The sequence below is a fragment of the Curvibacter sp. Hmag1.1 genome, assembly GCF_059769165.1.
In genome coordinates, this window is the sequence record NZ_JBMBGX010000002.1 from 1067376 (window position 1) to 1083734 (window position 16359).

Annotated in this window: 15 protein-coding genes and 1 riboswitch; of the genes, 14 read left to right on the top strand and 1 reads right to left on the bottom strand. The window is 63.0% G+C overall.

The window, feature by feature from the left end; genetic code table 11:
- Positions 1–58 precede the first annotated feature (58 nt).
- The 13 genes from ACOAP0_RS05605 (at position 59) to ACOAP0_RS05665 (ending at position 15157) form a co-directional block, all read left to right on the top strand.
- Positions 59–985 (top strand): Tim44 domain-containing protein, encoded by a 927-nt coding sequence (locus tag ACOAP0_RS05605; protein WP_498375244.1) that lies wholly within the window; start codon positions 59–61, stop codon positions 983–985.
- Positions 982–1344: an NADH-quinone oxidoreductase subunit A gene (locus ACOAP0_RS05610; protein ID WP_498375243.1), complete on the top strand. Its 363-nt coding sequence runs from the start codon at positions 982–984 to the stop codon at positions 1342–1344. Before ACOAP0_RS05605 ends, ACOAP0_RS05610 begins: the two co-directional genes overlap by 4 nt.
- 86 nt (positions 1345–1430) lie before the next feature.
- A complete protein-coding gene (locus tag ACOAP0_RS05615; protein ID WP_498375242.1) occupies positions 1431–2249 on the top strand; it encodes a hypothetical protein in 819 nt (272 codons plus the stop codon).
- On the top strand, positions 2155–3150 hold the full coding sequence (locus tag ACOAP0_RS05620) for an ABC transporter permease family protein (protein WP_498375241.1): 996 nt from the start codon (positions 2155–2157) through the stop codon (positions 3148–3150). Before ACOAP0_RS05615 ends, ACOAP0_RS05620 begins: the two co-directional genes overlap by 95 nt.
- Complete coding sequence (locus ACOAP0_RS05625; protein WP_498375240.1) at positions 3147–3566, top strand: Rieske (2Fe-2S) protein; 420 nt, start codon at positions 3147–3149, stop codon at positions 3564–3566. The genes ACOAP0_RS05620 and ACOAP0_RS05625 overlap by 4 nt, the downstream gene beginning before the upstream one ends.
- Positions 3563–4192, top strand: coding sequence for an ATP-binding cassette domain-containing protein (locus tag ACOAP0_RS05630; protein ID WP_498375239.1), 630 nt, complete (start codon positions 3563–3565; stop codon positions 4190–4192). Before ACOAP0_RS05625 ends, ACOAP0_RS05630 begins: the two co-directional genes overlap by 4 nt.
- Before the next feature lie 57 nt (positions 4193–4249).
- Positions 4250–4855, top strand: coding sequence for a CDP-alcohol phosphatidyltransferase family protein (locus ACOAP0_RS05635; protein ID WP_498375238.1), 606 nt, complete (start codon positions 4250–4252; stop codon positions 4853–4855).
- A gap of 10 nt (positions 4856–4865) precedes the next feature.
- Positions 4866–7049, top strand: a complete 2184-nt coding sequence (locus tag ACOAP0_RS05640) for a dihydrolipoyl dehydrogenase family protein (RefSeq protein ID WP_498375237.1) — start codon at positions 4866–4868, stop codon at positions 7047–7049.
- Between the two features lie 116 nt (positions 7050–7165).
- The gene (gene selD / locus ACOAP0_RS05645; RefSeq protein WP_498375236.1) at positions 7166–9481 is read left to right on the top strand and encodes a selenide, water dikinase SelD; all 2316 of its coding nucleotides are present in this window, start codon (positions 7166–7168) and stop codon (positions 9479–9481) included.
- A gap of 26 nt (positions 9482–9507) precedes the next feature.
- Positions 9508–10248: a DUF3047 domain-containing protein gene (locus tag ACOAP0_RS05650; RefSeq protein WP_498375235.1), complete on the top strand. Its 741-nt coding sequence runs from the start codon at positions 9508–9510 to the stop codon at positions 10246–10248.
- A 121-nt stretch (positions 10249–10369) separates the two neighbouring features.
- Positions 10370–11497 (top strand): FAD-dependent oxidoreductase, encoded by a 1128-nt coding sequence (locus ACOAP0_RS05655; RefSeq protein WP_498375234.1) that lies wholly within the window; start codon positions 10370–10372, stop codon positions 11495–11497.
- A gap of 70 nt (positions 11498–11567) precedes the next feature.
- Entirely contained in the window at positions 11568–13229 is a 1662-nt protein-coding gene (locus tag ACOAP0_RS05660; RefSeq protein ID WP_498375233.1) for a mechanosensitive ion channel family protein, read from the top strand.
- Positions 13226–15157: a YhgE/Pip family protein gene (locus ACOAP0_RS05665; RefSeq protein ID WP_498375232.1), complete on the top strand. Its 1932-nt coding sequence runs from the start codon at positions 13226–13228 to the stop codon at positions 15155–15157. The genes ACOAP0_RS05660 and ACOAP0_RS05665 overlap by 4 nt, the downstream gene beginning before the upstream one ends.
- 18 nt (positions 15158–15175) lie before the next feature.
- Here the strand turns inward: ACOAP0_RS05665 and ACOAP0_RS05670 are convergent, their stop codons facing one another.
- Positions 15176–15631, bottom strand: a complete 456-nt coding sequence (locus ACOAP0_RS05670; RefSeq protein WP_498375231.1) for a hypothetical protein — start codon at positions 15629–15631, stop codon at positions 15176–15178.
- 62 nt (positions 15632–15693) lie between these two features.
- Positions 15694–15779, bottom strand: a riboswitch (cyclic di-GMP riboswitch).
- Positions 15780–16031: 252 nt separating this feature from the next.
- Between ACOAP0_RS05670 and ACOAP0_RS05675 the strand changes: the two genes are divergently transcribed.
- Complete coding sequence (locus ACOAP0_RS05675) at positions 16032–16322, top strand: co-chaperone GroES (RefSeq protein WP_087495027.1); 291 nt, start codon at positions 16032–16034, stop codon at positions 16320–16322.
- Positions 16323–16359 lie beyond the last annotated feature (37 nt).

Sequence of the window (16359 nt, forward strand, 5' to 3'; positions counted from 1 at the left end):
TTTCTTGAAACTCATCATCCGTAATCTCCAACCTGTCCTTTGTTTTTAGGAGATGACGATGAAAAAGCTTTTATCTGTATTGGCCGTGGTGTTCTCACTGGGCATCGCGAGTGTTTCCATGGATGCCGAGGCCGCCAAGCGTCTGGGTTCCGGCAAATCCATGGGCACGCAACGCCAGGCTGTGCAAGACAAGGCGCCTTCCGCGCCTACCGCACAAAATGCAGCGCCTGCTGCCGGCGCAGGTGCAGCGGCCGCTTCCAAGCCTTCCTGGATGGGTCCTGTTGCCGGCTTGGCCGCTGGTTTGGGTATTGCCGCGCTGGCTTCTCACTTCGGTTTCGGTGACGAGCTCGCCTCCATGATGACCATGGCCCTGGTAGGCTTCGCTGTGATGGCAATCATCGGATTCATCATGCGCAAGCGGGCCATGGCCCGCCAAGGTGGCATGGCCGGTGCAGGCGGCATGATGCCGGCTGGTGCTGCTTCAGGCGCCGGCACAGGCACATCCAACCAAGCATTCAAGGTCGCTACTCCCGCACCCTCCGGCCTCGGTGGTTCGTCCTCTGGCTCATTGATCGGTTCCGGCATCGGCGCGCAAACCGCAAGCGCTGCCATTCCCGCCGACTTTGACCGTGCAGGTTTCGAGCGCAATGCCAAGGTGAACTTCATCCGCTTGCAAGCTGCTTATGACGCTGGCAATTTGGACGATATCCGTGAGTTCACCACGCCTGAAATGTTTGCTGAAATCAAGCTGGACTTTGCGGAGCGCGAAGCGGTTACCCAGACCAGCGAGGTGGTCCGTATCGACACCACCGTGCTGGAGGTGGTGGAAGAAGCAAACCGCTATCTGGTGAGCGTGAAGTTCACAGGCTTTATCCGCTTCGGTGCAGGTTGCGACGACGAAACGTTCGACGAAATCTGGCACCTGACCAAGGCTCGCCAAGGTAACGGCGGTTGGGTATTGGCCGGCATTCAGCAGGTCGAATGAACCTGGAGCAGTACCTACCGGTCCTGCTGTTCATTGCAGTAGGACTTGCAGTGGGAGTGCTCCCTCAGCTGGCGGGCTACATTTTGGGGCCCAGCCGGCCCGATCCGGCAAAGGGCTCGGCCTACGAATGTGGGTTCGAGCCCTTTGGCGATGCGCGCATGCAGTTCAACGTGCGCTTCTATCTGGTCGCGATCCTGTTCATCATCTTTGATCTGGAGATCGCCTTCCTGTTTCCATGGGCTCTGGCACTCAAAGAGATAGGGCTGCCCGGCTTTATCGCGGGCATGGTCTTCCTCGGCATTTTGTGCATAGGCTTTGCCTACGAATGGGCCAAAGGCGCGATGGATTGGGAGGCTTGACGAACCTGTGGCGCTCACACCGGGAGGTGAACCCCCAGTGTGTAGGATAGAACGCACCGATTTCTGCGCTCCGAAGAGGGATTTTCTTGCACCCCGCCACCTCCGGCCTTTCATCCGCCCGCCATGTCACGGCCGCTGCGCTCGCAGCTGTGGTGGCATTGCCCATGCTCTGGAGCTTGGCTGCTGCAGGGGCGTCTGCCGCTCAGCTCGAAGCCTGGCGGGCCTTATGGCAAGAACCCTTGGTGTGGCGGGCGCTGTACCAGAGTATCTGGACCGGGTTGGCATCCACCCTGCTCGCGCTGGGAATGACCGCTTGGATACTGGCCGCAACCGTGGGCCGCTTGCGATCGCTGGAGGGAAGTAACCGACTGGCGCGCTGGCTGGCACCCCTGCTGTCGGTTCCCCATGCGGCGTTTGCTATTGGCTGTGTGGCGCTGCTGGCGCCCAGCGGCTGGCTGTTGCGACTCTTTTCGCCCTGGGGCACCGGTCTGACGGATCCGCCGCCTTGGCCCACCACCCAGGATCCGTGGGGACTGGGCCTGATATTCGTACTGGTGCTCAAGGAGGTCCCGTTTTTGTTGTGGGCCGCCCTGGCGCACCTGCAACGCCCAGATGTGGCGCGCCGCCTGCGGCAGGAGCTCACTCTCGCCCACACGCTGGGCTACAGCGAGCGAGAAGCCTGGTGGCGGGTGGGTTGGCCGCAGTTACTGCCGCGCCTGGCGGTGCCTCTGCTGGGAGTATGGGCGTATGGCCTCACGGTGGTGGATGTAGCGCTGGTCATTGGGCCGACCACGCCCCCCCACACTGGCCATGCTGGCCTGGCAATGGCTGCAGGATGCAGACCCCACTGTCAACGCGCAAGGTGCCGCTGCGGCCTGGTGTCTGGCGTTGGTATTGGCGGTTAGTGCAGTGGTGCTCTGGGGCATGTGGCAACTGAGTTTCTGGCGGAAGCGATGGACCCGGGGACCGCTGGGTCACGATATGCGAACCCCTAGCTCCGAGAAACGAAATCTCCTCGCGGCATCGCTTCCCGGTTCCCTCGTTGGCTTGCTGCTGGTGTATGCCGCTGTCATGTTTGCACTGCTAGTGGGCAGCATCACGGGGGCCTGGCAATTCCCGGCGTTGTGGCCGCAGAACCTGACGTGGTCCGCCTGGCAGCAGGTCGTCGGCAGCCACAGCAGCCTGTGGACCAGTGTGTGGCTGGCCCTGGCCAGCAGCACCGCAGCGCTGGTGTGGACCGTGGCGTGGCTGGAGTGGGCACCGGCGCGCTGGCAACAACGCCTGATGCCGCTGTGGATGGTTCCACTGGTGCTGCCCGCCCTGTTGTGGGTGCTGGGCGTGCACCGCTTCAGTTTGGCCTGGGGTCTGGACACCACGGGCGTTGGGCTATGGCTGGCCCACACGCTGGCTGGCATGCCTTATGTGCTGATGGCGCTGCAGGGCCCCTACCTCGGGTTTGACCGCCGCCTGCAGATGGTGAGCGCTACCCTGGGCCACCCTTATGCAGTGTTTTTGTGGCGGGTCAAGTGGCCGCTGCTGCGTAGCGCACTCGCAGCTGCATGGGCGATAGGCTTTGCGGTCAGCGTGGCCCAGTATCTGCCCACCCTGTACGTGGGGGCAGGCCGGTTCCAAACTGTCACCACTGAAGCGGTGACGCTGGCCGCTGGCGGCCAGCGCTCCCTGACGTCGGCATTCGCCTGGCTGCAATGGATGCTGCCGGTGCTGGCCTTCGGGCTGGCTGCCTGGATGGGTCGTGCGCGGTGCTGGCCGGCTCACGTGCCGGCAAAGTCACAATGGCAAGCATGACGACTACGCCCACGCACCACCCCGCTGAACCCCGGCATTGGCATGAGGTACCTTGCGCGCCTAGGCCCGGCACAGTGCTGGGCCACACGGGCAAGCTGGCGGATGGCAGTGCGACGATGGCGGAGACCAAAGATGCGGCCGACAGTGACGGCTCGGGCGTGTTCCGCTACCTTTTGCTGCGCAGTGGATCGGAAGTGCGGGCCTATGTGAACCGCTGCGCCCACTTCGGCGTGCCGCTGGCCGCACAGCAAGGCCTGTTGAAGTTCCAGCCCCATGTGCAAATCACGTGCAATGTGCACTATGCCCATTACCGGTGGAGTGACGGCGTGTGCACCGCGGGTGACTGCGAAGGCGAGTCGCTGTTGTCTATTCCACTGACCGTCGATGCCGACGGCACCATCCGCATCGCGCCATGAGCCTGCAGATTCACATCGCCACCCTCACCAGCCCCGCGGGCGTTTTGGTTCGCGACCTGCAGGTGGAGATCGCCCCCAGCGCTATCCACACGCTCATGGGGCCCAGTGGCTGTGGCAAAAGCAGCGTGCTCGCGGCAGTGTGCGGCACCCTGGAACCCGGCATGTCTTGGAGCGGCACGGTGCACTTGCATGGGCAGCGGATTGACCACCTGCCGGTGCAGGCGCGGCAGGTGGGCATCCTGTTTCAGGACGATTTACTCTTCGCGCACATGACTGTACGGGAGAACCTGCTCTTCGCCGTGCCCGCAGGCCCCGCTACCACGAGGGAATCAGCGGTGCAGCAGGCGCTGCAGGATGTGGAAATGCAAGAGTTTGCCCACGCTGACCCGGCACGCTTGTCGGGCGGCCAACGGGCACGGGTGGCCCTGGCGCGCGCACTGGTGGCACGCCCCCAAGCGCTGCTGCTGGACGAACCCTTCTCCAAACTCGACGCCGCCTTGCGCGAACGCATGCGCGCACTGGTGTTCGGGCTGGTGCGCAGCCGTGGCATCCCCGCTCTGCTGGTGACCCACGACGCGGCAGACGTTGCGGACCGGGACCTGTTGGTCCGCCTGGGCGAACTGTAAGAAGCGCTTCCCTTGCGCGACTGACGGGTAAGCCACCGACACGTAGACTCACCACCCATGCTAGACCGCTTCGCAACCACGCTGCTACGCCCCCCGCTGCAGGCTATCGCACGTGTGCTGGTGCGTGCCGGTGTGGGTGCCAACATGGTGACGCTCGCCGGTTTTGCTGTCGGCATGCTTGCTGCGATTTTGATAGCTGTTGGCGCATATTCCATGGGCGCTATCGCCTTGTTGGCCTCCAGATTGCTGGATGGTTTGGACGGTGCGGTTGCGCGGGAGACGCAGCCTACCGATGCCGGTGGCTTTCTCGACATTTCGCTGGACTTTGTGTTCTACGCCAGCATTCCGCTGGCCTTTGCCGTCGCCAACCCCGCCACTCACGCCCTGCCCGCTGCCGCCCTGCTGGCGGCCTTCATCGGCACCGGCAGCAGCTTTCTGGCTTTTGCCGCCCTCGCCGCCAAGCGCGGCATGGACAACCTGGCCTACCCCGACAAGTCGTTCTACTTTCTGGGCGGGCTGACCGAGGCCACCGAGACGCTGGCCTTCTTTGTGGCCATGTGCATTTGGCCTGCGCATTTTGATGTGCTGGCTTACACCTTTGCCGCCTTGTGCGCTGTGACCACTGCCACCCGCATCTGGTGGGGTTGGCGCGCTTTCTCCTGAAAGGCCCCGCATGAAAGCTTCCAAAATCCTGGTGCTGGCGGTCGCAGCGTCAGCCATTGCAGCCTTTGTAGTCTTCGATCTAGGCCGTTTTTTGAGCCTGGAGGCTCTGCGCCAGAGCCAGGACGCGCTGGCTGCGCAATACGCCGCCAACCCCTGGGGCTTGCGGGCTGCCTACTTCGCCCTTTATGTGCTGGTGGCGTCGCTCTCCCTGCCGGGTGCAGTCATCCTCACGCTGGCAGGTGGTGGTGTGTTCGGCCTTGGTTGGGGGCTGTTGCTGGTGTCGTTTGCGTCCAGCCTGGGCGCCACGGTGTCCTTCCTGGCAGCGCGCTTTGTGTTGCGGGACATGGTGCAGGCGCGCTTTGGCGCACGATTGGCAGATATCAATCAGGGTGTGGCGCGGGACGGCGCGCTTTACCTGTTCAGCCTGCGGCTGATTCCGGTGGTGCCGTTTTTTGTGATCAACCTCGCCATGGGCCTGACCACCATGCGCACCCGCACCTTTTACTGGGTGAGTCAGCTCGGTATGCTGGCCGGCACGGCGGTGTACGTGAACGCAGGCACGCGGCTGGCAGAGCTGCAGTCGCTCAAGGACATTGCCAGCCCCCAGCTGCTGGGCGCGTTTGTGCTGCTCGGTGTGTTTCCTCTCGTTGCTAAGGCGCTTATGAACTTCATTCAACAACGCAAGGTCTACGCCCGCTGGAACGCGGTGCGTCCGCAAACCTTTGACCGCAACCTCATCGTCATCGGCGGGGGTGCGGGCGGGCTGGTGTCTGCCTATATTGCAGCGGCAGTCAAAGCCAAGGTCACACTGGTGGAAGCCCACAAGATGGGCGGCGACTGCCTCAACTACGGCTGCGTGCCCAGCAAAGCCCTGATCAAAAGCGCCAAGCTGGCGCACCAGATGCAGCATGCAGAGCGCTATGGTTTGCATAGCGCCCTGCGCACATCCGACGGGCGCCAGAACCTGTTTTCATTCAAGGCGGTGATGCAGCGCATCCATGACGTGATTGTCGCCATTGAGCCGCACGACAGCGTGGAACGCTACACCGCACTGGGCGTGGAAGTGCTGCAGGGCTACGCCAAGATCATCAACCCCTGGACGGTGGAAATTGCGCTCAATGATGGCGGCAAACAAACATTGACTACCCGCAGCATCGTCATTGCAGCCGGCGCACGGCCGTTTGTGCCACCGCTACCGGGTCTGGACGAGGTGGGCTATGTGACCAGCGACACGCTGTGGGACGAGTTCGCCAAGCTGGACGAAGTGCCAAAGCGCCTGGTGGTGCTGGGCGGCGGGCCGATTGGCTGTGAATTGGCGCAAAGCTTTGCGCGCCTGGGCTCTGCCGTGACCCAGGTGGAAATGGCGCCGCGCATCATGGCGCGGGAAGATGCGGAAGTGTCGGAACTAGCCTCCAAGGCCCTGCGCGCCGATGGCGTGGACCTGCTGACCAGCCACAAGGCCTTGCGCTGCGAGATGGTCGATGGCGAGAAAGTGCTGGTGGTGGAACACGCCGGTGTGGAAAAGCGCATAGCGTTCGACCAACTGCTGTGCGCCGTGGGGCGCACAGCGCGCCTTAGCGGCTACGGCCTGGAAGAGCTGGGGATCCCCACCCACAAGACGGTGCAAACCAACGAGTACCTGCAGACCATCTACCCCAACATCTTTGCGGCGGGCGATGTGGCAGGGCCCTACCAGTTCACGCACACCGCGGCGCACCAGGCCTGGTATGCGGCAGTCAACGCGCTGTTCGGCGACTTCAAGAAATTCAAGGCAGACTACTCGGTCATCCCTTGGGCCACGTTTATCGACCCCGAAGTGGCACGCGTAGGCTTGAACGAACAGGACGCCAAAGAGCAAGGCATTGCCTACGAGGTGACGAAGTACGGCATTGACGACCTGGACCGCGCGATTGCGGACAGCGAGGCCCATGGCTTTGTGAAGGTGCTGACCGTACCGGGCAAAGACAAGATTTTGGGCGTGACCATCGTCGGCACCCACGCCGGCGACTTGCTGGCCGAGTACGTGCTGGCCATGAAACACGGGCTGGGCCTCAACAAGATTCTGGGCACGATCCACACCTACCCCACACTGGCCGAAGCCAACAAATACGCCGCCGGCGAATGGAAGCGCGCGCACCAACCCCACAAGCTCCTGGAATGGGTGCGCAAGTTCCACGACTGGAAGCGCAGCTAAGGCAGTGCCCCCACACTCCGCCGCTTTGCGGGTCGCTGCCCCCCCGAGGGGGCGCGTTTCAGCTTGGGGCGGCCCGGCGCTGAAACCTCTGCCCTGACGCTGCACAATTCAAAGATATGCAAACACCCGCCACACCCATCGTCAGAGACATCGTGTTGGTGGGTGGCGGCCACAGCCATGTGGTGGCGCTGCGCTACTTCGCCATGCACCCGCTGCCCGGCGTGCGCATCACCCTGATTTGTACCGACGCGCACACGCCCTATTCCGGCATGCTGCCCGGCTATGTGGCGGGGCACTACGCTTATGACGATGTGCACATCGACCTGTGCCGCCTGTGCGCCGCCACCGGCGCACGCTTCATCCAAGCTGAAGTCATTGGTCTGGATCGCGAGGCGCGCACAGTGCAACTGCGCGGCCGGCCCGACATAGCCTACGACGTGGTCTCCATTAACACCGGCTCTACGCCACAGATGCGCGCATTGGGCGCCACTGAATATGCAGTGCCAGTCAAACCCATTACCGGTTTCAATCAGCGCTGGCTGCAGTTGCTCGACAAGGTGGCGCAGGCCGTGCGGCCGCCAACGATCGCCATCGTGGGCGGTGGCGCAGGCGGCGTGGAGCTGTGCCTGGCCATGCAGTACCGGCTGAGTGCCGAGACACAAGCCGCAGGGCGGGCAGACTTGGCACCGCAGTTCCACTTGTTTACTTCGGATGGCTTGCTGCCCACCCACAACGCGGGTATACAGAGGCGCTTTGCCAAAGTGCTAGCCGAGCGCGGCGTGCAGGTGCACTTGCAAACACCCGTGGCGGAAGTGCAGGCGGGCCGCTTGCGCAGCGCGCAAGACGAATGGTTTGACGCCGACGAGGTACTCTGGGTTACCCAAGCCGGCGGTGGCGCCTGGCTGCAAGGCACCGGCTTGGCCCTGACTGACAACCGCTGCATTCGCTTGTACGACACTTTGCAAAGCATCACCGACCCGCGCGTATTTGCGGCGGGCGACTTGGCAGCGATGGAGAACTTTGCGTTGGAAAAGGCCGGTGTGTTTGCCGTGCGCATGGGCATGCCGCTGGCCATCAACCTGCAGCGTGCGGTCCAGGGCCTGCCCCTGCAGCTCTACCGCCCGCAGCGCCACTGGCTGGCGCTAATCAGCACCGGTGACAAATTTGCCGTGGCCTCACGCGGCGCGCTCGGCTTTGCGGGTGCCTGGGTCTGGCGTTGGAAAGACTGGATAGACCGCCGTTTCATGCAGCGCTTCAGCGTGCAAGGCGTGGATGGACTCGCCGGCCTCTCAAACATGACTCCGGCCAAGACTTCCGCCAACTCATCCATTCAACTCAGCGCTGATGAAGCCCAACAGGCGCAAGCTGCAGTCGCCATGCGCTGCGGAGGCTGTGGCGCCAAGGTGGGGGCCAGCGTGCTCTCCCGTGCACTGCAAAACCTGTGGGTGCAACCCAACCCCGATGTGTTGCTGGGCCTGGACAGCCCGGACGACGCTGCCGTGGTGCGCGTGCCGCCCGGCAAAGCGCTGGTGCACAGCGTGGACTTCTTCCGCGCCTTTGTAGACGACCCCTATGTGTTCGGCCGCATCGCCGCCAACCATGCACTGGGCGACTTGTTTGCCATGGGCGCCCAGCCCCACACTGCCACAGCGATCGCCACCGTGCCGCCGGGCGTGGACCGGCAGGTTGAAGCCACCCTGCGCCAGATGATGCAGGGCGCGGTCGAGGTGCTCAATGCGGCGGGATGCACGCTGATCGGCGGTCATAGCGGCGAGGGTGCCGAGCTGGCACTGGGCTTTGCAGTGAACGGCCTGGTGGACGTCGATAGCCATGGCCAAATGACCGGCGTGCTGCGCAAAGGCGGCATGCAAGTCGGCGATGTGGTGCTGCTGACCAAGCCGATAGGCACTGGTGCCTTGTTTGCCGCGCATGGCCATGCAGCCGCCAAAGGCCGCTGGGTACAAGCTGCGCTGCAGAGCATGGCGCAGAGCAACAAGACTGCCGCGCAGACCCTGCACACCTTTGGCGCCACCGCTTGCACCGACCTGACCGGCTTCGGCCTCATCGGCCACACCGTGGAAATGGCCCGCCCCAGTGGCGTGCAAGTCGTGCTGGATGCCGCCGCCCTGCCCCTGCTGGATGGCGCGCTGGAGTGTGTGCAGCAGGGCCTGCTGAGCTCCCTGCACGGCGCCAATGCCCGCCAGCAGCATGTGGTGCAAAACACCGCACAGGCCATGGGCCACCCGCTGTGGCCGTTGCTGGTGGACCCCCAAACCGCCGGTGGACTCTTGGCGTCCGTGCCCGCCCCGGCGGTAGATGGCTGCTTGCGAGCACTGCGAGCGCAGGGCTACCCAGAAGCTTGCGCCATAGGCCGTGTGCGTGCATTACCTGCCCGCGAACTGCCTATCACCATCGACCTGCGACCGCTATGAAAAGAGTAGCTGCTCGCGCAAGTTCCATGAGCGCCAGAGTCACTTTTCTTGCTGTATCGGCGTGGTGCAGCTTGTCCATGGTGTGGGCGCAGGCCCTAGGCGCAACACCGCTCTCACCGCTGGAGGCGACAGGCCCCGGCACGCCACCCGCGCCATGGCGGGCGGTGGGCTTGCCCGGAGGCAAGGTGCCGCTGATGGCGCCCGACATCGTGCTGCAAGGCGCAGAGCCTGTGCTGCGCCTGCGCAGCGACAAGAGCTACAGCACACTGAGCCACGCGCTGCCTGCCGGCACCCGCGAGAACCGTTTGCAATGGCAGTGGCGGCTGGACGAAGGTCTGGCCCAGGCGGACCTGCAGCGCAAGGAAGGGGACGACGTGGCGCTCAAGGTCTGCGCCATGTTCGACCTGCCTCTTGCCAACATTCCTTTCGTGGAGCGCAACCTGCTTCGCCTAGCACGTACGCTTAGCGGCGAAAACCTGCCGGGTGCCACGCTGTGCTACGTCTGGGACCGCCTGCAGCCGCCGGGCACAGTGGTGAACAATGTGTACAGCAAACGCCTGCGCTTTATCGTGCTGGACCAGGGCCCGGCGCGGCCCGGAACCTGGGTCAGCCATGCACGGGACTTGAACGCCGACTTTGTGCGCGCCTTCGGAGATGAAAGCGCGACCGTACCGCCCTTGTTGGCCGTGGTCGTCGGGGCGGACAGTGACAACACCGGTGGGAGCAGTCTGGCCTTTGTCAAAGGGCTTGCCCTTGTGAAACCCTAGCCACAGTTGCAGGCACAAGCAGGGAAAACGCTATGCTTTCCATAGCTGCTCGCGCATATTCGGTGGGCGCTGGAGGCTGATTTATTTGTCAAACCCGCCCCAATCGTGGAACAATAGCGGCATGAAAGCTCTGGCTGCGCATATCAAGCAGGATGTGGACTCCGCCCACGCGGCAGACGCGCGTGGCTACCAGCCCCGCCAGCTGGTGTTACTGGGTGGCGGCATGGCCAACCTGCAGGTGCTCTCGGCACTGGCGGCAAAGCCGCTGCCGGAGATGCGCATCATTCTGGTCGCCCCCTTCCCCCGCACCATTTATCCCGGCATGCTGCCCGGCTTTGTGGCCGGCCGCTACAGCCAGGACGAATGCGCCATTCCGCTGGAGCCGCTGGTGCGGCGCGCCGGCATCCGCTGGCTGCAGCGCAGCGTCAAATCGCTGGATGCCGGCAGCCAGACGCTGCAACTCGATGACGGCAGCAGCCAGCATTACGACTGGTTGTCCATCAACACCGGGCCGGTGCAAAACCGCGAGCAGATCGAGCGCGACATTCCCGGCGCCCGCGAGTTCGGCCTGTTTGCCCATCCGCTGGAGACATTTGCCCTGCTATGGCCGCGGGTGTGTGAGCTCGCCAACAGCAAGGCGCTGCGGGTGACTGTGATCGGCGACCACACAGCCGCCCTGGAACTTGCCTTGGCCGTGCGCCAGCGCCTGCCCTCCAGCGCCGTGACCCTGGTGATCAAGCCCGGTGACGGCGGCGTGGATTTGGACAGCCCGGTGCACGCCCGGCTGGTGGCCGCCATGAAGGCCCAGCGCATCACGGTGCTGCAGGATGTGGCAGTGGGCATGAGCGCAGAGTCCGTGCACCTGGGCTGCGGCGCTCACCTGGCCTGCGATGTGCCCCTGATCGCGCTCGAATCCCAGTCTCCCGCGTGGTTGGCCGACAGCGGCTTGGCCTTGGATGGCCAGGGTCAAGTCGCCATCGATGCCTACCAGCGCAGTACCAGCCACAGCCAAGTGTTCTCCGTCCAAGATGAGAGCGAGGCCCTGGTGCACAACCTGCCGGCCGCCACCACCGGTGCCAGCCTGCATGCGGTGCGGGATACGTCCCACGCGCTGCACTTTTTGTTCGGTGGCAGCCAGCAAGCGGTAGCCAGCTGGGGCAGCTACAGCGCCACCGGCCGCACCCTGAACTGGCTCAAAGACTGGACCGACCGCCGGCATGTGGCGCGTTACCTGCAAGTTACATCCTAAAGCCACAGCTTCCGGCGCTTTTCGGACGATCTAATGGGTATAGTGGGTGTGACTTTGTTCACATCTCCCCATGAAATTTTTCCTGGCTTTTTGTTTTGCCTTGATGCACTGCCTGTCCGCGACGGCGCAGGCACCCAGCGCATTGCCGGCAAACCCCACGGCCAACCAGGTAGCCAACGCCGGCGCCACATCAGCGACGTTGAGCTTTTTCAACCGCCCCCTGATCACTTTCCGCGGAGAGCTGGGCGGCGTCTCCGCCCCTGACCGCGCCCAGCGCGCACACGCCCGGCTCAAAGACCAGCTGGACAAAGACGGGCCGCACCGCGTCTCGCGCAAAGCGGATGCCATGGGAGTGCTGGTGCAGATTGACGGTGCCACGACCTTTGTGGTCACCGAAGCGGAGGTCGACCAGAGCCAACAGGACACCTTGGAGACGACGGCCGCCAAGGCCCAAATTGCGTTGGAAACCGTGATCTCCCAAAGCAAGGAAAGCCGGAATCTGGATGCGGTGCTGAAAGCGGTGGCATGGTCAGTGGCCGCGTCTGCCATTGCTGCGGCCGTATGGCTGGCCCTGCGCCAGTTGGGCACTGCCATCAGCCGCAAGCTGATGCAGCTGTCTGCTGAGCACGCCACCAAGCTGCAAGTGGGCGGCATCACCCTGGTGAACCGCAACTGGGTGGTCGCTGTGGTGCGGGGGGCCATCACCCTGGTGCTGCGGATCATGCTGTTCCTCGTGGTGTACGAATGGCTGAGCTTTGTGCTGAGGCGCTTTCCCTTCACCCGCGCATGGGGCGAAGCACTCAACGGTTATCTGATGGACTTTGCAGCCACAGCGGGCAATGCCATGGTGGGTGCGGTGCCCGGCCTCTTCACGGCGGTGGTGATCTTCTACCTGGCGCGCATGCTGACACGTGGGCTGGACAACTTTTTCGAGCGCGTGCTCGAAGGCGAGCACACACTCGCTTGGCTGGATGCCGATGTCGCCGTGCCCACACGCCGCATCGCCAAAGTGCTGGTGTGGCTGTTCGCACTCGCAATGGCCTACCCCTATCTGCCGGGAGCCGGTACCGAAGCCTTCAAGGGCCTGTCGGTGTTGGTGGGCCTGATGATTTCACTCGGTGCGTCCAACCTGGTCGGTCAGGCTGCAAGCGGTCTGATACTGACCTACGGCCGGGTGTATCGCAAGGGCGAGTACGTGCGGCTGGCGGAGCAAGAGGGCACCGTGACAGAGATGGGCATGTTTGCCACCCGCATTCGCACCGGCTTGGGTGAGGAACTCACGATATCCAACACCAGCATCCTGGCCGGCACCACCAAAAACTACTCGCGCGCGGTCCAAGGTGCTGGCTATGTGGTGGACACCACCGTCACCATAGGCTATGACACGCCGTGGCGCCAGGTGCACGCGATGCTGATCGACGCGGCGGTACGCACAGAAGGCATTCTGGTGGACCCGCCGCCGCAAGTCTTCCAGACCGCCCTGTCGGACTGGTATCCCGTTTATCGGCTGGTGTGTCAGGCCGTGCCGGAAGAACCCCGCCCGCGCGCCATGGTGCTCAGCGCCCTGCACGCCAATATTCAGGATGTGTTCAACACCTTCGGGGTGCAAATCATGTCGCCACAGTACATTGCGGACCCTGCGCACCCCAAAACGGTACCGCCGCATGCGTGGACACCGGCGCCGGCCAGACCTGACACGCCGGCAGCCCCGGACAACACGCCAACGCCATGACCTTTTTCAACGAAATTGCGTACGTAGCCCGGCAGGAGCTGAAGGTCATCCTGCGGCACCCCAAGATGCTTTTGGCGGTGTTGGTGGTAGCCATATTGCCATCGGTCTACGCATCGATCTACCTCACCAGCGTCTGGGACCCGACCTCCCACACCAATGCCTTGCGCGTGGCGGTGGTGAACCTGGACGATGGCGTGGAATACAAAGACCACATGTTCAACATCGGCTCCCAGGTGATCACGCGCCTGGAGCGCAGCGCACGATTTGGCTACGTCACGTACGAGCACGCGGAGGATGCCCGCCAGGACGTGCGCATGGGCAAAGTGGCGTTCGCATTGATAGTTCCCAAGGACTTCAGCTCCAACGCCATTCCCGGGGCCATGCCGGGCGGTGGCAAGTTGGTGATTTACGCCTCTGAGGGCAACAACTACCAGACCGCCGTTATTGCCAAACAGTTTGCCAATGAGCTGGGCCATGAGGTGAACGAGAGCCTGAACGAGCGACGCTGGGCCATGGTGCTCACGAATGCGGCCGGTTCGCAGCGCAGCGTGGACCAGCTCAGAGCCGGCGTGAACAGCCTGCGCGAAGGTGCCATGGAACTCAACACCGGCGCGCTGCAAGCCGCCAATGCCGGGCGTGCCTTGTCCAATGGCTCCGTCAAACTGCACAGCGGTGTCGGGCAGTTCACCGATGGGTTCAAACAACTGAGCGGGGGACTGCGCACCTTGGATTCCAAACGCCCACGCAACTCTGACCTCAATGCACTGAAATCCGGCGCCGACGCGCTGGCGGCGGGCCATGTGGACCTTGGCAAAGGCATGGACGAGCTGCAGGGTGGTAGCCACAAGTTGCTGGAAGGCGTGATGGCCTTCAAGACAGAGGCGGACGACAGCCTGCTGGTGTCCACCCGTGTCAAGGAAGGCGTGGGGCAACTCGCGGGCGGCATGAATCAGCTGGACGATGGCATCCGCGATGCCTCCGAAGGACAAAAGAAACTGGCTGACGGGGCCAACCGGGTGGCCGCCGGAGTAGGCACCTTGACCAACGGCATGCGCTCCATGACCGGCGCCATTCGCCAAGCCGTGACCAAGCTGCCCGAAGACAGCCAGCTCGACGAGCTGGATGCCGGGAGCAATCAGCTCAGCAATGGTGCCGGTGCCTTGTCTGAAGGCTTGCAAAAACTCAAAACAGGCACGCAAGCACTTTCAGGTGGATTGGATTTGCTGGCCCATTCGCTGCCGGCTTCCATTGAGACACCGGAAGGCAGCCCGGAAGGTCTGGCCAACTCGGTCAAACCCATTATTGAAGTCGATGCCGTGGTCGGCAACAGCGGCAGCGGCTTTGCGCCCAACGTGATTCCCGCGGCACTCTGGCTGGGTGCCGGTGTGGCGGCTTTCCTGATCCACATCCGCGTGATGCCGCGGCATGCCAAGCGCTTTTCACCGCCGGCCAAGTTCATCGGCAAGATTGCCATGCCGGCCACGGTAGTGCTGTTACAGGCGCTGGTGCTGGGGCTGACAGTGCTGTGGGGCTTGAAGGTGCGTATTTTTGATCCCGCTGCCTTTGCCTTGTGCCTGACAGTGGCAGGGCTGTCTTTCTTGATGATCGTGATGCTGCTCACGCGCGCATTGGGCGATGCGGGCAAGGTATTCGCCATGGTGTTTCTGGCGGTGCAGCTGTCGGCATCGGGTGGCGTTTTGCCGGTGGAACTGAGTGGTGGCTTGTATGAAATCATCAGCCCCTGGCTGCCCATGACCTGGGTGGTGCGGGCGGTAAAGGCGGCCATGTTCGGAGCCTATGGGGGCGCCTGGCAATCGCCCATGCTGCTGGTCACCGCTTGCGGATTGATCTCCATGCTGCTGGCCTGCTGGATAGGGCGCTGGCGCTATCTGCACCCGGCCCAGATGCAGCCCGCTGTCGGCTTGTGAACTGGCGTTGAACTGCGATCAGTGACGCGGCAGCGTGAGAAAGCCGCGTTGCACGCTCCACTCGGTGCACAAGAAGCGTCCGTTGTTCATCAGCCGGTCAAGGATGCTGTAGTCGGGGTAGACCATCTTGCCGTCCTTGCAGATCATCACCGTTTCTTCGGTCGTGACCTGCTGCAGCAAGTTGGCCAAGGCCATGCTGTCCCGCAGCAGCACATACACCGTGAGCAATGCGATGACGGTGGCCGCCAAGGAACACCACTCCCGGATTTTTTGTTGCCAAGGGCTTGCGACTTCGGGCGAGTCCATGGGAAGGGCGCCGCCGCTCAGACTGAACAAATCGGCACTGCCGGTGGGTGCTGCTCCACCATCCTCTCGATCCGCCGGGGGCTCGGGCGCTTGCGTCTCGGCATTCCGGGCCGCCGTGGCTTCTGTTGCGGGGATGTAAGCCCGTCCAAAGGGCTTGGTTTGCTTCATGGTGTGGACTCCAGTACTTTGCATCCGGAGGGCATGACGCCGTTTCCACAGCCAAGGCTGTTGAAAGCAACCCCGCTATCCGCCTGCTTTGCAGGGAGGACCGGAGGCTTTGCGTCCCTGCCTCTCGGCAGGTTTGCCCATGCGCTCAACGCGCGAAAACCAGACTATAGAGGAAGCCAAGGAATCCAACAAACCGGGATTTCAAGTCGCTCACGTCAGGCAAACATCGGGAGAAATAGCCCTTGAGAACCACCGGCTGCTCTTGAAACGGGCGGAAAACCCCTTATCATTAGCACTCACTGGCATCGAGTGCTAACAGCACCGCCGGGTTAGTTCTCAGGACGCTGCTGCTTTTTGGCAGCGCCTGGTGTTCCTTGTTTCCCTATTTAGGAGATTTTTCATGAAACTGCGCCCTTTGGCAGACCGCGTGATTGTGAAGCGCGTTGAAAACGAAACCCGCACCGCTTCCGGTATCTACATTCCTGATGCCGCTGCTGAAAAGCCAGATCAAGGTGAAGTGTTGGCTGTCGGCCCCGGCAAGACCAATGACAAGGGCGAAACCAAGGCCCTGACCGTGAAAGTCGGCGACCGCGTGTTGTTCGGCAAGTACTCCGGCCAAACCGTCAAGGTCGACGGCGACGAGCTGCTGGTCATGAAGGAAGACGACCTGTTCGCAGTCGTCGAAGCCTAAGCTGATCCGCTACTGAATTCATAGCTGGTTGCGCATA

What these genes read in the sequence shown, in the direction of transcription:
- ACOAP0_RS05635 (WP_498375238.1), top strand. Translation starts at nt 4,250, where the DNA reads ATGCTAGACCGCTTCGCAACCACGCTGCTACGCCCCCCGCTGCAGGCT.
- ACOAP0_RS05660 (WP_498375233.1), top strand. Translation starts at nt 11,568, where the DNA reads ATGAAATTTTTCCTGGCTTTTTGTTTTGCCTTGATGCACTGCCTGTCC.
- ACOAP0_RS05620 (WP_498375241.1), top strand. Translation starts at nt 2,155, where the DNA reads ATGCTGGCCTGGCAATGGCTGCAGGATGCAGACCCCACTGTCAACGCG.
- ACOAP0_RS05640 (WP_498375237.1), top strand. Translation starts at nt 4,866, where the DNA reads ATGAAAGCTTCCAAAATCCTGGTGCTGGCGGTCGCAGCGTCAGCCATT.
- ACOAP0_RS05630 (WP_498375239.1), top strand. Translation starts at nt 3,563, where the DNA reads ATGAGCCTGCAGATTCACATCGCCACCCTCACCAGCCCCGCGGGCGTT.
- ACOAP0_RS05625 (WP_498375240.1), top strand. Translation starts at nt 3,147, where the DNA reads ATGACGACTACGCCCACGCACCACCCCGCTGAACCCCGGCATTGGCAT.
- selD (WP_498375236.1), top strand. Translation starts at nt 7,166, where the DNA reads ATGCAAACACCCGCCACACCCATCGTCAGAGACATCGTGTTGGTGGGT.
- ACOAP0_RS05655 (WP_498375234.1), top strand. Translation starts at nt 10,370, where the DNA reads ATGAAAGCTCTGGCTGCGCATATCAAGCAGGATGTGGACTCCGCCCAC.
- ACOAP0_RS05670 (WP_498375231.1), bottom strand. Translation starts at nt 15,631, where the DNA reads ATGAAGCAAACCAAGCCCTTTGGACGGGCTTACATCCCCGCAACAGAA.
- ACOAP0_RS05675 (WP_087495027.1), top strand. Translation starts at nt 16,032, where the DNA reads ATGAAACTGCGCCCTTTGGCAGACCGCGTGATTGTGAAGCGCGTTGAA.
- ACOAP0_RS05605 (WP_498375244.1), top strand. Translation starts at nt 59, where the DNA reads ATGAAAAAGCTTTTATCTGTATTGGCCGTGGTGTTCTCACTGGGCATC.
- ACOAP0_RS05650 (WP_498375235.1), top strand. Translation starts at nt 9,508, where the DNA reads ATGAGCGCCAGAGTCACTTTTCTTGCTGTATCGGCGTGGTGCAGCTTG.
- ACOAP0_RS05610 (WP_498375243.1), top strand. Translation starts at nt 982, where the DNA reads ATGAACCTGGAGCAGTACCTACCGGTCCTGCTGTTCATTGCAGTAGGA.
- ACOAP0_RS05665 (WP_498375232.1), top strand. Translation starts at nt 13,226, where the DNA reads ATGACCTTTTTCAACGAAATTGCGTACGTAGCCCGGCAGGAGCTGAAG.